The organism is Sphingopyxis sp. OPL5 (genome assembly GCF_003797775.2).
GTDB lineage: Bacteria > Pseudomonadota > Alphaproteobacteria > Sphingomonadales > Sphingomonadaceae > Sphingopyxis.
In genome coordinates this window covers 3,949,749-3,964,631 of record NZ_CP060725.1, presented here as the reverse complement: position 1 = coordinate 3,964,631, position 14,883 = coordinate 3,949,749, and the positions used below count along the sequence as shown (strand labels likewise).

11 protein-coding genes are annotated in these 14,883 nt (G+C 66.8%); 7 read left to right on the top strand and 4 right to left on the bottom strand.

Annotation, left to right across the window (positions count from 1 at the left end):
* The 7 genes from EEB18_RS19085 to EEB18_RS19055 all read left to right on the top strand — a co-directional run bounded on the left by EEB18_RS19085 (nt 1) and on the right by EEB18_RS19055 (nt 7,156).
* The gene (locus EEB18_RS19085) at nt 1-606 is read left to right on the top strand and encodes a phage tail protein (RefSeq protein WP_187141410.1); all 606 of its coding nucleotides are present in this window, start codon (nt 1-3) and stop codon (nt 604-606) included.
* 78 nt (nt 607-684) lie between these two features.
* Nucleotides 685-1,269 (top strand): phage tail protein, encoded by a 585-nt coding sequence (locus EEB18_RS19080; protein ID WP_262408007.1) that lies wholly within the window; start codon nt 685-687, stop codon nt 1,267-1,269.
* A gap of 302 nt (nt 1,270-1,571) precedes the next feature.
* Entirely contained in the window at nt 1,572-1,988 is a 417-nt protein-coding gene (locus tag EEB18_RS19075; protein ID WP_187141408.1) for a TadE/TadG family type IV pilus assembly protein, read from the top strand.
* Nucleotides 1,985-3,619, top strand: a complete 1,635-nt coding sequence (locus tag EEB18_RS19070; RefSeq protein WP_187669027.1) for a TadG family pilus assembly protein — start codon at nt 1,985-1,987, stop codon at nt 3,617-3,619. The genes EEB18_RS19075 and EEB18_RS19070 overlap by 4 nt, the downstream gene beginning before the upstream one ends.
* 69 nt (nt 3,620-3,688) lie before the next feature.
* A complete protein-coding gene (locus tag EEB18_RS19065; protein ID WP_187141406.1) occupies nt 3,689-4,582 on the top strand; it encodes a PAS domain-containing protein in 894 nt (297 codons plus the stop codon).
* A gap of 133 nt (nt 4,583-4,715) precedes the next feature.
* Complete coding sequence (locus EEB18_RS19060) at nt 4,716-5,909, top strand: acyl-CoA dehydrogenase family protein (protein WP_056351696.1); 1,194 nt, start codon at nt 4,716-4,718, stop codon at nt 5,907-5,909.
* Nucleotides 5,910-6,016: 107 nt separating this feature from the next.
* Nucleotides 6,017-7,156, top strand: coding sequence for an acyl-CoA dehydrogenase family protein (locus tag EEB18_RS19055; RefSeq protein WP_187141405.1), 1,140 nt, complete (start codon nt 6,017-6,019; stop codon nt 7,154-7,156).
* A 229-nt stretch (nt 7,157-7,385) separates the two neighbouring features.
* On the opposite strand, the gene EEB18_RS19050 is transcribed toward EEB18_RS19055, so the two are convergent.
* From EEB18_RS19050 to EEB18_RS19035, 4 genes are all read right to left on the bottom strand, one after another.
* A complete protein-coding gene (locus tag EEB18_RS19050) occupies nt 7,386-9,836 on the bottom strand; it encodes a TonB-dependent receptor domain-containing protein (RefSeq protein ID WP_187141404.1) in 2,451 nt (816 codons plus the stop codon).
* Between the two features lies 1 nt (nt 9,837).
* Complete coding sequence (locus EEB18_RS19045; RefSeq protein WP_187141403.1) at nt 9,838-10,779, bottom strand: FecR family protein; 942 nt, start codon at nt 10,777-10,779, stop codon at nt 9,838-9,840.
* A complete protein-coding gene (locus EEB18_RS19040) occupies nt 10,769-11,479 on the bottom strand; it encodes an RNA polymerase sigma factor (RefSeq protein ID WP_316248976.1) in 711 nt (236 codons plus the stop codon). The genes EEB18_RS19045 and EEB18_RS19040 overlap by 11 nt, the downstream gene beginning before the upstream one ends.
* A gap of 93 nt (nt 11,480-11,572) precedes the next feature.
* A complete protein-coding gene (locus EEB18_RS19035) occupies nt 11,573-14,785 on the bottom strand; it encodes an autotransporter domain-containing protein (RefSeq protein ID WP_187141402.1) in 3,213 nt (1,070 codons plus the stop codon).
* Nucleotides 14,786-14,883 lie beyond the last annotated feature (98 nt).

Sequence of the window (14,883 nt, the reverse complement as noted above, 5' to 3'; positions counted from 1 at the left end):
ATGCGGCATACAAAAATTCTCGCACTGGGCGCGGCAAGCGCGGCAGCGATCGCGGCGGTGCCGGCGGCGGCGCAGGACTATTATCTCGGGCAGATTATCGAGGTCGGCAACAGCTTCTGCCCGCGCGGCTGGGCCACCACCGACGGCCAGATTCTTTCGATCGCACAGAATACAGCGCTTTTTTCGTTGCTGGGGACCACCTATGGCGGCAATGGTGTCCAGACCTTCGCGCTGCCCGACCTGCGCGGGCGCATGGCGATCAGCCAGGGTCAGGGGCCGGGCCTTAGCCCCTATGCCCTGGGCCAGGTCGGCGGAGCGCAGCAGGCAACACTGAACCAGTCGAACCTGCCGGCGCATATCCACGTCGCGACGATCGAAACCAATCCGGGCAATGCGACCGAGCGACGCTCTTTCCGCAATGCCTTCGCCGTGACGGCCGACAATCAATATGCGACCGGGACCAACCTGAACGTCACGATGCATGTCGATACGATCACGGTACAGGGCGCGGGCGACACCGCGACGACGACGGCGCCGACGGTGTCGCCGTTCCTCGTCAACCGTTTCTGCATCGCGCTGCAGGGCATATTCCCGTCGCGCAACTGATCGCGCTCGACGAACCTATTGAAATTTGGGGAGGCGTATATGACACGCACTGGGAATTTTCATAAAGTCGCGTTGCTGTTGGCGACGACCGCCAGCTCGCTGGCCTATACGTCGCCGGCATCGGCGCAGGCGACCGAGATGTACCTTGGCCAGATGATGCAGGTCGGCTTCAATTTCTGCCCGCGTGGCTGGGCATCGGCGTCGGGCCAGATTCTGGCGATCAGCACCAACACGGCGTTGTTCTCGTTGCTGGGAACCACCTATGGCGGCAATGGGCAGACGACGTTCGCGCTGCCCGACATGCGCGGGCGCATGGCGATCAACCAGGGCAGCGGACCGGGTCTGTCGCCCTATCTTTTGGGCGAACAGACGGGAACCGAAACGACGACGTTGCTGACGACCCAAATCCCGAGCCACACCCACCGCTCGGCGGTCCAGACCGCGGTGCCGCAGGCGAATGCGACCACCGCGAGCGGCAATGCCTTCGGTATTTCGTCGAACAGCAGCTTCCTGGGCGGCAGTGACCCGGTCGGCAATTTGATGAGTCCGGGAACAGTCCAGTTCCAGCCGACGGGCAACAATATCCCGATCCCCGTTCGCCCGCCCTATCTGACGGTGCAGTGGTGCATCGCGACGCAGGGCATTTTCCCCGCGCGCAACTGACGCGGGGATAGGGATTTCGCGATCGTCTGACCGATCGTCGTGGTTTCGAAAGCCGCGCCCTCCAGGGGGTGCGGCTTTCGCCGTTTTCGGCGCCTAATTTTCCTGTTTTCCGACATCGGGGCCGGCGGCCATGGCAGGATCGCGTTAGCAATGTTCCTGCATCGAAACAAAAATGGCCGATTGCCGCCCGGACTGAAATATGCCCTCGATCAATCGGGTCCGGCAAAAATGTGTAATTCCGGTATTTCGCGATTCCGCGATGCAGGCAGGCCCGGTTACGCCCGCTGCGCATAATCGCCGGCATGACAAAGACATCGACCCGACTGGCCCGCGACCGGCGCGGCACCGCGATGATCGAGACGGCGCTGCTGCTGCCGCTCTTCCTGATGCTGTTGCTCGGCATCCTCATCTATGGTCAATATTTCCTGCTCGCGCACAGCGTGCAGCAGGCGGCGAACGACGGCGCACGCGCCGCGATCACCGGGCTCGATGCCGCCGATCGGCGCGCCGTCGCGATCCGCGCGATCGACCGCAGCATGCACGGTGTCGGCGGTTATCGACGCGAATTGCGCAGCGTGCTGGTGTCCGAAAACGCGCAGACGGTGACGGTCGATCTCGCCTATCATGTGCCCGAAGGCAATTTGCTGCGCTCGACACTGGTGCTCACGCCGGGCGATATCATCCGCGCCAGCGCGACCTTCGAACTGCCGGTCGAATGATGCGCGCGCGGCCCCTTGTTGCCCGGCTGTCGCGCGACGCTCGTGGCAGCATCAGCGTCGCCGCCGCCTTCGGCATGATCATGCTGATCGGCGCCGCCGCGCTCGCGGTCGATGTCGGATCGCTCCACCTCGATCGCCGCAAACTGCAGGGGATCGCCGACGCCGCGGCGATGGCGGCGGCGGCGAAGCCGGGCGAGGAGCGCGCCGCGGCCGAGCGCATCATCGCCGCCAATTGCAACTGCGACATCACGATCGCCGCGCTGACCCCCGGCAGCTATGTCGCCGACGTCGGTGTCGCCGCTGAACGGCGCTTCACGCCCGGCGGTGCGTCGCCCAACGCGGTGCGCGTCGTGCTAACGCGCGAGCATCGGCTGTTCTTCGGCCGCGTCATCACCGGACGCGACAGCAATATCATCAGCGCTTCGGCGACGGGGTCGCGGCGAGGCTACGCCGCCTTCTCGCTCGGTTCGCGCGTCGCGGCGGTGAGCGGCGGGGTCCCCAATGCTATCCTGTCGGCGCTAACCGGCAGCGAGCTCAACCTGTCGCTGATGGATTACAACGCGCTCGCCAGCGCCGACGTCGACCTGCTGAAATTCTCCGACGCCTTGCGCAGCGAGATCGGGGTCGAGGCGCTGACCTTTGGCCAGACGCTCGACAGCCGGGTGACGATGCCGCAGGTGTTGTCGGCGCTCGCGGCGGCATCGGACAGCCATGTCGCGCCGCTGGTCGACCATATGGCAGCGCGGGCCAGCGCGACGCAACTTGTGCCGGCGTCGGCGATCGACCTCGGCCCGCGTTCGTCGAGCGTGCGGGTCGACGCCGCCAACCCGGTGCGCGTCAACCTGCTCAGCTTGCTGCGCACGATGCTGATCCTGGGATCCGCGGACCGGCAGGTCGACCTCGACCTCGTCGGCGCGCTGCCGGGCGGGACACAGGCGAAGCTGGCGCTGATCATCGGCGAGCCGCCGGCGAATTCGCCGCTGATCGCGGTGACCGACGACAATCAGGTCGTCGTCCGCACCGCGCAGGTGCGATTGCGGATCGACACCCGGATCGCGACGCCGGTCGCGACGATCGAATTGCCGATCCTCGCCGAACTCGGATCGGCCTCGGCGCGGATTTCTGCGATCGATTGCAGCAAGAATGCGAGCAAGGCGGTAACGCTGGCGGTAACGACGTCGCCCGCGTCGCTGGCGATCGGGACGGTCACCGACAGCGCGTTTCGCGACATGAGCCGCCCGCTCGATCCCCAAAAGGCGCGCCTGCTGAAACTGCCGCTGGCCAGCGTCGACGCCGAGGCCGAACTTGTTCTGTCCGATCTGGCGGAAAAACCCGTCGCTTTTTCGCGGACCAATATCGCCGACGGCACGGTCAAGACGGTGTCGAGCACGGGGCTGGTCGCGGGGGCGGCCAAGTCGCTCGCCGACCGCATGGACCTTAGCGGGGCGGTGCTGGGAATCGGGCTGAATCTGAGCGCTTTGAAGTCGCTTGTCGCCACCACGGTCGGCGCAACCGCGCCGCTGCTCGACGGGGTGCTGCAGCAGGTGACCGGGGTGCTCGGGGTCCATGTCGGGCAGGCCGATGCACGGGTCAACGCGCTGCGCTGCGGCCAGGCGAAGCTCGTCGGTTAGTCCGTTCCGGAGCGAAAGCGTCCCAAACCGACCCATAAGGGAAGGAGCATCGATGCTTCGGAGGATGAGATGGAAACAGGCCAGTCCCATGCGCGCGTATCGGCGGCGGACTTCATTCGCGGTTTTGCCAGCTGGCGACTGCATTCGGCGCGCAAGCCGGTCGTGGTGACCCATCATGGCAAGGACGCGCATGTGCTGATCTCGCTCGACGATTACCGGCGGCTGGGCGGGGCGGGCGAGGGCGGCGAAGCGCAACTGCGCGATTCACAGGTCCTGCTGCTTGAATCGGTGCGCGACAGCCTGATCCTCGTCGATCGGCAGCGGCGGATCGCGGCGGCCAATCCGGCGGCGGCCGACATGCTCGAGGTCTCCGCAGCGGCGCTGGTCGGGCAACCGCTCGCCGCGGCGCTGCCGGCGATCGAGACGAGCCTGATCTTCCACCACATCCTGCGCATGATCGACCATCGCGAGCGCTTCTCGGGCGACCTGCCGTCGCTGCTGCGGCCCGGGCAATGGCTGCATGCCGACCTGGTGCCGCTGCCGATCGGCGGCGCGATCATCCTGCGCGACGTCAGCGAAGCGATCGCCGCGCTCGAGGCCAGCGATGCGCGGACGGCGGCGCTCCGCGCGCTCGATGCCGATGGCGGTATCGGCCATGCGTGCATCTCGCTGCGCGAGGCGGTCGAATATGCGAATGCCTCGCTGACCGCCATGCTGGGGGTCGGCGACGAGGCGATCCGGCGGGTGAAATTCTCCGCCTTGCTCGCGGTCGCGCGGCGGGCGCAATTTTCGGATGCGCTGGAGGGGGTGCTGCGCGACGGGAAACCGGCGCGGATCGAATCCGACCTGGTGGTTCGCGACGGCGCCATCGTCCCGGTGACGCTGTCGATCGCCGAGCGGCGCAACGCCTATTTCAGCGACGGGGCGGTGGTCATCGTGACGCGGCGGGGCGGCGTGGGCTGACGCATTCTCGCTGCGCTGGACAAAGACGCGCATCTTCACGATGATCGCGCATATCGCGTAGCAAGAAGCAACTTACCTTTACGTAAGCGTGAACCGGCCATATAAGGTCGGCATAGCCCTTGGGAGAATCATAATGGACATGGAGTTCAGCCCCGAAGACCTCGCCTTCCAGCAGGAAGTGCGCAGCTTCATCGCCGAAAATTACCCCGCCGACCTGCGCGGCAAGCAGGATGAGGGCGACGAACTCGCCAAGGAAGATTTCCTCGCCTGGCACAAGATCCTGTACAACAAGGGCTGGGTCGCCCCGGCATGGCCGGTCGAATATGGCGGCACCGGCTGGACCCCGACGCAGCGCTTCATCTTTTCCGAGGAAACCGCGCGCGCCGACTGTATTCGCCTGATGCCCTTCGGCCTCGCGATGGTCGGCCCGGTGATCTACACCTTTGGCACCCCCGAGCAGAAGGCTTACTTCCTGCCCCGCATCCTGTCGGGCGAGGATTGGTGGTGCCAGGGCTATTCGGAACCCGGCGCCGGGTCCGATCTTGCCAGCCTGCGCACCGCGGCGGTCCCCGATGGCGACGACTATATCGTCAACGGCCAGAAGACCTGGACGACGATGGCGCAGCACGCCGACTGGGGTTTCTTCCTCGTCCGCACCGACAAGGACGCGAAGCAGCAGGAAGGCATTTCTTTCCTCCTGATCGACATGAAGTCGCCCGGCATCACCGTGCGCCCGATCATCACGCTCGGCGGCGAGCATGAGGTCAACGAGGTGTGGCTCGAGGACGTTCGCGTCCCGCAGTCGCAGCGTGTTTACGAAGAGAATAAGGGCTGGACCTGCGCCAAGTTCCTGCTCGCCCACGAACGCACCGGCATCGCCGGCGTCGCGTCGTCGAAGCGCGGAGTCGAGAAGGTCAAGCAAATCGCCCGCACCGAGCTCGACGGCGACAAGCCTTTGCTCGCCAACGCGTTCTTCAAGCGCAAGATCGCCGAGCTGGAGATCGACCTGACCGCGCTCGAATTCACCGAGTTGCGCAGCCTTGCGGGGCCGAACGCGGGCAAAGGTCCGGGGCCGGAATCGAGCTTGCTCAAGATCAAGGGCAGCGAAATCCAGCAGCGGCTGACCGAACTGACGCTGGAAGCGGTCGGCCATTATGGCGCGCCCTATTTCCGCGGTTTCGGGGAAGGCGACAACGAGCATCCGATCGGGCCCGACTATGCCCACCGCGCCGCGCCGACCTATTTCAACGTCCGCAAGACGACGATTTACGGCGGGTCGAACGAGATCCAGCGCAACATCATCGCGAAGATGGTGCTCGGACTCTGAAGCATGCGTCGCCCCCGCGCAGGCGGGGGCCGCAGTCGGCCTTATCCAGCGCCGCAGTGTAAAACGATAGCGGCCCCCGCCTTCGCGGGGGCGACGAGGATATAGAGATGGATTTCACCTACACCGAAACGCAGGACATGATCCGCGACACGCTCGCCCGTTTCCTGAGCGACACCTATGATTTCGAGACGCGCCAGAAGTTCATCGCGAGCGACGAAGGCCGCGACCCCGCGATCTGGACCGCGCTGGCGCAGGAACTCGGCATGCTCGGCGCGTCCTTTTCCGAAGAGCATGGCGGCCTTGGCGGCGGCGCGCTGGAAAATGCGATCATCATGGAAGAACTGGGCAAGGTGCTCGGCATCGAGCCCTATCTGCCGACCGTCGTGATCGCGGGCGGCGCACTCAAGGCCGTTGGCGGCGCGCAGGCGGACAAATTCATCCCCGAGATCATCGCGGGCAATGTCATCGTCGCCTTCGCCTATGCCGAACCGCAGGGCCGCTACGATCTCGCGAACCTGCGCACGACCGCCAAGAAGGACGGTGCGGGCTATGTGCTCAACGGACACAAGGGCGTGGTCTATGCCGCGCCCTGGGCAACGCATCTGCTCGTCACCGCGCGCACCGGCGGCGGCCAGCGCGACCGCGACGGCGTGTCTCTGTTCCTGATCGACGCGACCCTGCCGGGCATCGTACGCCGCGACTATCCAACCGTCGACGGCAGCCGCGCGTCCGAAATCTATTTCGAGAATGTCGCGATCCCTGCGGACGCGCTGCTCGGCGGCGAGGGCGCGGGGCTGGGGCTGATCGAACAGGTCGTCGATGAAGCCACGGTCGCGGTCTGCGCCGAGGCGACGGGTGTGATGCAGAAGCTGCACGAAGGCACGCTGGAATATACCCAGCAGCGCAAGCAGTTCGGCATCCCGATCGCCAAATTCCAGGTGCTGCAGCACCGCATGGTCGACATGTTCATGGAGGTCGAACAGTCGCGTTCGATGACGATCATGGGCACGCTGAAGCTGGACCTGCCCGCCGACGAACGCAAGGCGGCAGTGTCGGCGGCGAAAAACAAGGTTGCGCGCGGCGCGAACTTCGTCGGGCAGAATGCGATCCAGACCCATGGCGGCATCGGGATCACGCAGGAACTGGCGATCGGCCATTATTTTAAGCGCGCCACGATGATCGAGGGCCAGTTCGGCAGCGCCGACTATCATATGGAACGCTATGAGGCGCTGACGCTGGCGGAGTAGCCTGTAAGGCGGCTCGCGGGCGTTAGCGGGTCCCATTCAATCCTCCCTGCGGCGAAGCCGTGGGGAGGAGGACCGCCGCGCAGCGGTGGTGGAGGGGCTGCGGCCTTGCGCCAGCCTTTGACGGCGTCGGCCCCTCCGTCAGCGCTTCGCGCTGCCACCTCCCCATCGCTGCGCGACAGGGAGGATTGAGACGGCCGCTAACCGCCCAAAAGCGGTCGTTCGGCTGAAATCAATACGCCACGTCGATCGCGATGCGGATCGTCCTCGGGCGTAGCGGGGTCAGGAAGCCCGCGCTGCCCTCGACGAACGGCGTGCCAAGCGCGAAGCGATTGCCCTTGGCGTCGAACAGGTTGGTCAGCGTCAGCGACAGGCCGCGGCGATGATCGCCGAGGCGCATCGCGAGGCCGGTGTCGAGATATTTGCCCTGACCCTCGCCGAGGATCGGGCCGATACCGAGCCGCGACGGGCCGACATAATTGGCCCAACCGTTGATGCGCAGATCCTCGTCGCCCATCGGTGCGGCGTAGTTGAACGAACCGCGTACCGCGTAGCGCGCGACATTGGGAATCTGGCCGAGCCGCGCGAGCAGCGCCTCCTGCGGGATGGTGATCCCGACATCGCCCCCCGCGGCGGCGGCGCGAACCGCGATGGTACGCAGTTCGCCGGAGAAAAGCTCGGTCACGCGGCTGTGGTTATAGACCGCGCCGAGTTCGAACGACAATCCGGGCGTCGGCCGCACCGCAAAGGCGCCGGTGATGCTGGTGATCCGGCCGTCGCCGATATTGGCGGTGGTCGGAAAGCCGTTGGTGTCGATGAAATCGGCCTGGATGTCGCGCCAGCGGCTGTGCGAGACCGAGAGGCTGGCGTCGAACGGCGTCCAGCCCTTTTCGCCGAAGCGCACGCCGGCTTCGAGCGTCTGGACCTGGTCGTTGCGGAAACGGCGGACGAAATTATTGTCGACAGCGAGGCCGCCGGGACGGAAGCCCTCCTGGTAGCGAACGTAGAGCGTCACGTTGCGCACCGGTAAGGCGAGCAGCGACGCCGACGGCAACAGGTCGGTCTCCGACCGATGCGCGGTTTCGGCGCGGCCCGCGAAAGCGACATCGAGCGGGATATCCCTGCCGGACCCGTCGAGGCTCGCATGCGACAGGCGAAGGCCGCCCGCTGCGATCAGGTTCGGCGTGACTTCGACCGTCGCCTCGCCATAACCGGTGAATTCGGTGATGCGGTTGGCAACGCCGGTAAGCGGCATCTGGACAAGTGCGTTGCCGAGTTCGCGGCTTTGGCGGGTGCGATTGTCGAGGATGCTGGCCCCGATCACCCAGCCGAGGCCATCGTCGAACGGCCGCGACAGGCGGGTCTCGCTGACGAACATCCGCGTCGCGTTGCGCTGGTCGAGGATGCGCGGCGGGTCGTTCGGATTGCTCGCGTCGAAGCGCTCGAACAGACGGTGGCTGACGAAGGCGTTCGACGACTGGAAATGCAGCCCGTCCCAGTCCTTCATCACCACGATCGTGCCGAGGCCGTATTTCGCCTTGGCATTTTGCTCGACCATCGAATTGCGGATCAGCGGCGGGGCGTTCTTGTCGGCATATTGCGCGTCCTGCGAGACGATCGACTGATAGACACCTCCGAGATCGACGGTCCAGTCGTCGCCGGCGTCGACGCGGAAGGTGGCACGGCCGCCGCGAACATTGACGCGGTTGACGTCCTTCTGCCCGCGCAGCGGATTGTCGATATAGCCGCCGTCGCTGATCATATAGCCGACGAGGCGCAGCGCATGGCCGGTCTCGCCGATCGGCAGGTTGACCGTCGCGCCGAGGTCGCCGCCGGGGTCGCCGTGCTGGGTCAGCGACACGCCGGCACTCGCCTGTACCGTCTGCCGGTCGGGATCGGGCGCCTGCGGCACGACGCGGATGATGCCGCCGAGCGACCCGGCGCCATAGAGGGTGCCCTGCGGCCCTTCGAGAATCTCGACGCTTTCGATGTCGTACAGGCGCAGGTCGGGGTCGGGGGCGTTGTAGCTCAGCCGGATGTCGCCGAGATACTGGCCGACGGTCGACTGGGTCGGACCGGTGAAGCTGGAATCGGCGATGCCGCGAATGAACAGCTTGTTGCGCCCCGAGCCGAGGTGGGTCGAGGAGACGGTCGCCATCCGCGACAGGATCGATTCCATCCCGCGCTCGCCGCCGAACGCCAAATCGCCGCCATCGAGAACGGTGGCGACGCCAGCAAAGCTTGCGTAGGGAAGGTCGGTCTTCGAGGCGGTGACGATGATCTCGTCGCCGGGACCCGCGACCAGATTGTCGGGTTCCCGTGCCCTCGATGGCGGCGTTTTTGGCGGCGAGGTCGCCCGCCGCGCGACCTTCGGCGGCGGTGAGGGGCGGCGCTCGATCCGCCAGCTGGTCGCGCTGACCCGTATCGCGCGTGCTTCGGTACCGGCGAGCATGCGGCGGATCGCCTCGTCGACGCTCATCCGCCCGCGCACCGCCTTGACCCGCCCGTTCCACAATTGTGCATCGGCGACGCTGATGCTGACCCCGCCCTGGCGGCTGACGAGCGGCAGCGCCGTCGCGAGGCTGCCCTTGGGCACGTCGAACGCCCGCTCTTCCGCCGCCGACGCCACGGTGGGCGCGCACAGGGCGGCGGCCGCGACGAGGAAGGGCAGGCTGCGGTTCATATCAGCGCGTCAGCACCCAGCCGTCGCCGCGCTTTTCGGCGCGTGTCCCCGACAGGGCGGCGAGGTCGGCGATGGTGCGGGCCGGATCGTCGCCGACGACCAGCGCGCCGCGGAACGATTGTTGCGCCGCCTCGGGCGCGACGGTCACTTTCATCCCGGCGGTGCGCTGCAAATCCTCGGCGACCACCGCCAGCGGCGTGTCGGCATAGACGAGCAGGCCCGAGCGCCAGCCGCCGATCGACGCGGCATCGACGCTGCGCACCTTGGGCGGCCTGGCATCGCCGTCCCGGGCCTCGATGCCTTCGCCGGCAAGCATGCGGACATTGTCGCGCTGCGGATTATAGACGACGATGCCTTCGGACACGGCGACCGATGTTTTGCGGTGGCGGCGCACGACGTTGAAAGCGGTGCCGAGGTCGACGATGCGGTTTTCGCCGGCCTCGACGACGAAGGGATCGCCTTCGCGGTGGACGACGTGGAACATCGCCTCGCCGCTTTCGAGGCGCGCGAAACGCGGGCGATCCTCGTCGAGCGTGACGACCGAGCCACCGTTGATCTCGATCTTCGACCCGTCGGCGAGCGTCAGGGTGCGATGTTCGCCCGCCGCGGTCTGGATGCGGTTCGGGTCGGCGAACAGGCCGAGGTTGGGCAGGACGATCGCGCCGACCAGCGCCGCGGCGATCGCGCCGCCGAACCAGGCGCGGCGCGAAGGGGCGCGGCGCGGTGCCGCGTCTTCGCGGATGACGACCGACGGCGCGGGAGCGCGGGGCAGCGCGTCGAGATCGGCGTCGAGGAGCGCGACCGCGTCATAGGCCGCCGCGTGGTCGGGGCTTGTGCCGAGCCAATCGGCGAAGGCGTTCCAGTCGGCGAATTCGGGGTCGCGCTGGCGGATCACCCAGTCGATCGCGCGGGCTTCGATGATGGGGTCGGTTTCAGGACGCATCGAAATGCCTCCTGACCGCGGCAAGCGCCGCATAGACCTTGCGCAAATCGGCCTCGACGGTGCTGAGGCTGACGCCGAATTCGGCGGCGATGTCGCGCTGGGCGATGCCGTCGACACGGAAACGGCGGAAGATGCGCGCCGGTCGCTCGCCGGTCGCGGTCACCGCTGCCTCGACCTGCACGAGCTGCTCGCGCGCGATCAGCGCGGCCTCGGCCGAGGGTCTTTCGACCGCGGTATTTTCGCCCCACGCATGGTCGCGCAGCATGCGCTGGCGCGCCGAGCGATAGCGATCGAGCATCAGATTGTTCGCGGCGCGCATCACATAGGACAAGGGATCGGCGATCGGTCCGGTGCGGCGCTCGGTCAGCCGCATCCACAGGTCCTGGAACAGGTCCTCGGCGCCGTCGCCCGCGCCGCGCACTTCGAGGAACCGCACGATGCGGTCGCGGTTGGCGAGCAATACGCCTTCGATGCCCTGCGCGGGCGAGGGTGCGTCGGTCGCATCGGTCATGGATCGGTTGATTCGGAACGCCATCTGCTGCTGAACGACACCTGTTTGGCCGGCGCCCCCCGTCCCCCTGGCGGAGCCGTCATATAGCGCACCGTGCGGCACGCGCAACCGCAGCATGACTCCGCCGATGCCCGGACGGCGGTCCTGCTGGGGGAGAAAGGGGACGGTGGCGGCAATCATGGTCCTCATCGTTCGTTCAAAAAGCAAGGCAAGGGGGAAGCGGAGGGTGGGGTAATGCTTCCCCCTTGCGGACAAGGCCGGTCAGGGGCGGGGGCGTGCCCTTCAGAGACCGACCTTGAGGCTCGCGCGGAAAGCCCAGCCGATATGGCTCTGCTGTTCTTCCGCAGAAAGTTCACCGCCCACCTGGAAGGAGGAGTTGCCGGCCATCCCGCGGATGCGGCCGACCCAGCCGCTCGTGCGATCGTCGGGGACGAGGGTGAAGGGCGTGCCGTCCTTGAACGACGCCGTCGTCGTGCCAAGCGAGCCGCCGACGATCTGGCGCCGGCCACCTTCGATCTCGAAGCGCGTCCAGCCGTCATATTCGTCGGTGCCGCCGAAATCGAGGCCGACCGCCACGGTGCCCGAGACCGCGAGTTCGTCGCTGTCGCGGCCGAGGACCGTCAGGTCGAGTGCATCGCCGCCGCCGGTTTCGGTGTAGCCCTTTTCGGTGAGCTTGTAATAGTCGACCGCGACCGTCGGGCGCACCGACAGTCCGCCCAGACGGCCGTCGTGCGCGACCGAACCCGAGGCGGACCACAGGGTGCCGTCCCATTTGCCGCGGATCGTTTCGTCGATGTCGTCGGCGCCGGCCTCGGCCTGGAACCGGCGGGTGCCCTTGAAGCTGATCGGCGCGCCCGAGATACGGGCATTCGCCATCCAGCCGTCCGACCGCAGGCGCCAGTGCAGCGCGCCTTCGAACTGGCTCGACGTCACCTCATTGAGGTTGCTGGCGTTGCCGTCCTTGCCGCTGAGGAACGCGATCGAGCCGCCGAAATTGCCCATGTCGGACTTGATTTCGGCGCCGAGCGAGATGCCCCAGCCGGTGACGTCGTAACCGGCGGTGTCGCCGATGCTCTTCGACGTGCCCCACACGGCCTGGTTGACCCAATAGCCCCATTTGCCTTCGTCCTGGAACGGCGCGTTGGGATCCATCAGGTAGCGGCCGAGCGCGCGCGAGCCCGAGGTGACGGTTTCGAACACGCCGCCTTCATGCTCGGGCAGCATCTGGCCGAGCTGGCCCTTGAACTGGGTGCCGTTGGTGATGTCGAGGAACACCTGTTCGATGGCCTCGTCCCCCGCGAGCGCGTCGATCACCGCGTTGAAGGCGCCCGCTTCCGAGCGGTTGAGGCCGAGTTCGGTGGTGCTCTTGCGCGACACGTCGACGATCAGCTGGGTGGCGTTCGAGGTCAGGGTGCCCTTGAACAGGAAGGGCAGCGTCGTCGAGGTGGTGGTGAGGTTGCTGGCACCCGTCAACGTGCCGGCGGTCAGCACGACATGCTGGCCCTCGGCATTGTCGAGGCTGGACAGCCGCAGCGCCAGTTTCGATTCGGCGCCGAAGCTGGCGTTGCCGGTGACCTGGATCGCGGTGCCGGTGGTGCCGCCGTCGAGGGTGACACCGAGCACGCCCTTGTTGGTGACCGCGAGCGACGAAATCGTCGCCGCGCCGACGACGTCGAAGGCGCCGCCGTTGACCGCGACCGCGAGGCCTTGGGCATTGGCGAGGCGACCCGAGAAGATCGCGGTGCCGCCGATGGTCAGCGTGTCGCTGCCGCCGCCGAAGTCGGCAAGGCCGCCGAATTTCGAGGTGCCGGCGAGCGTCATGATGTCGTTGCCGTTACCGAACTGGGCGGTGCCGTCGTACGTCGCGTCACCCGACAGCGCGAGGGTGTTGTTGCCGGTGCCGAAGAAGCTGTCGCCCTTCACCGAACCGTCGGCGATGTCGATCAGGTCGTTGCCGACGCCGAAACGGATGTCGCCGACGATCGACGGTGCGGTGATGCCCGAAGCGACGGCGGTCTGCTTGACCGACGCGCCGCCGGTATTGGCCGACAGGTCGATCGCGATGTTGCGGTCGGAGGTGCCCAGCGCGCCGGTCGCGGTGATCGTGCCGCTGTTTTCGACCAGCCCGACATTGCCCGACAGGTCGACGATACCGCGTGCGGTTCCGTCGGTGCCCGCCGCCTTGGCGCTGACCGTGCCGCTGTTGCGGATCATCCCGACATTGCTGCCGGCCTGAACGAGGATGCCGGTCGAGATCGCGGTCGCGGCGTTGCCGCCCGAGGCTTCGATCTTGCCCGCGTTACGGATTTCGGGGACGGTCGCGCCGGCGCCGACCTGCAGCGCGGTCGCCGAAGCGCCGTTGGAAACCGCCGTGACGGTGCCGCTGCTGCCGATCGCGAGGCCGCCGGCGATGGTGACGTTGCCGCCCATGCCGCCGATCTGGATCGCGGCCGCATTCTTGCCGGCATAGAGGCCGTTGCCGAGGATCGCGCCGTCGATGATGACGCCGAAATTGGTACCGGTGCCCGCGACGGGGCCGATGGTGACATCGCGGCCCGCGGCGCCGATGCGCACGGCGGGTGCCGACCCGAAGGAGCGGACCGAAGCCGAGCCTTCCTTGGCGTCTTCGATGCCGTCCTTGTCCTCGTCATTGTCGGTGGTGCTGCTGTCCTTGGGCGGGACGGCGAAGATGATGCCGCCGGTCACGTCGCCCTCGATCGACAGCGCCGGGCCGCCGATGAGCAGATCGTCGGCGTCGAGCTTCGACGGGTCGGCGGGGACGGTGGTGGTGCGGTAGCCGGTCGAGCTCAACGTGCCCTGGATCTCAAGCGCGCCGGTGATGTTGCCCGAGAGACGCGCTGCGGTGGCATCGAGGCCGGTGGCGGTGATCGTGCCCGCGAGGCGGACATTGCCGGTGACATCCTGCAGGCCGACGCCGAGCGCGCGGTCGCCGAGGACCGAGATCGTGCCGTCATTGGTGAACTTGCCGGTCAGCGGGCCGCCGAGGCGGATGCCGGCCGAATCATTGCCCTCGACCGTGATCGCACCCGAATTGACGATGTTGCCGGTAAAGGCGCCGGCAGTCGCGATGCCGACGCGTCCGGTGCCGACCGCGAAGGGGCCGTCGATGTCGCCGTCATTGTCGATGTCGGTCGGCGCATAGGTCTCGTCGATGACGATCTTGCCGCTGGCCGCGTTGGTGATCGCGCCGGTCGTGCCCGCATTGGCCAAAATGCCGATCGAACCATCGGCGTTGGTGATCTGGATCGTGCCCTCGTTGGTCATCTTGTGATTGCTGTCGATCGTGACCGCGGTCCCCGAGGTCGGCTTGATCGATCCCGAAGCGGCGAGCCTCGCGTCATCGGGGGCGGTTCCGCCATTGACCGTCGAGGTGCGGATGGGCGTGGTGAGCGCGTTGCCGATCACGGTTTCGGCATAGGCAGGCGTGGCGATGACAGCCACAAGACAGGTGGACGCGAGTAGGGTCTTGCGCATGAAGGTCCTCTTGAAATCGGGGCGGGAAGGGTCCCGCGACAATCTCAAGACGGACCCCGCCCTGCGCAGCCTTGGAAAAAAATCGCTCGCGGCCAGCA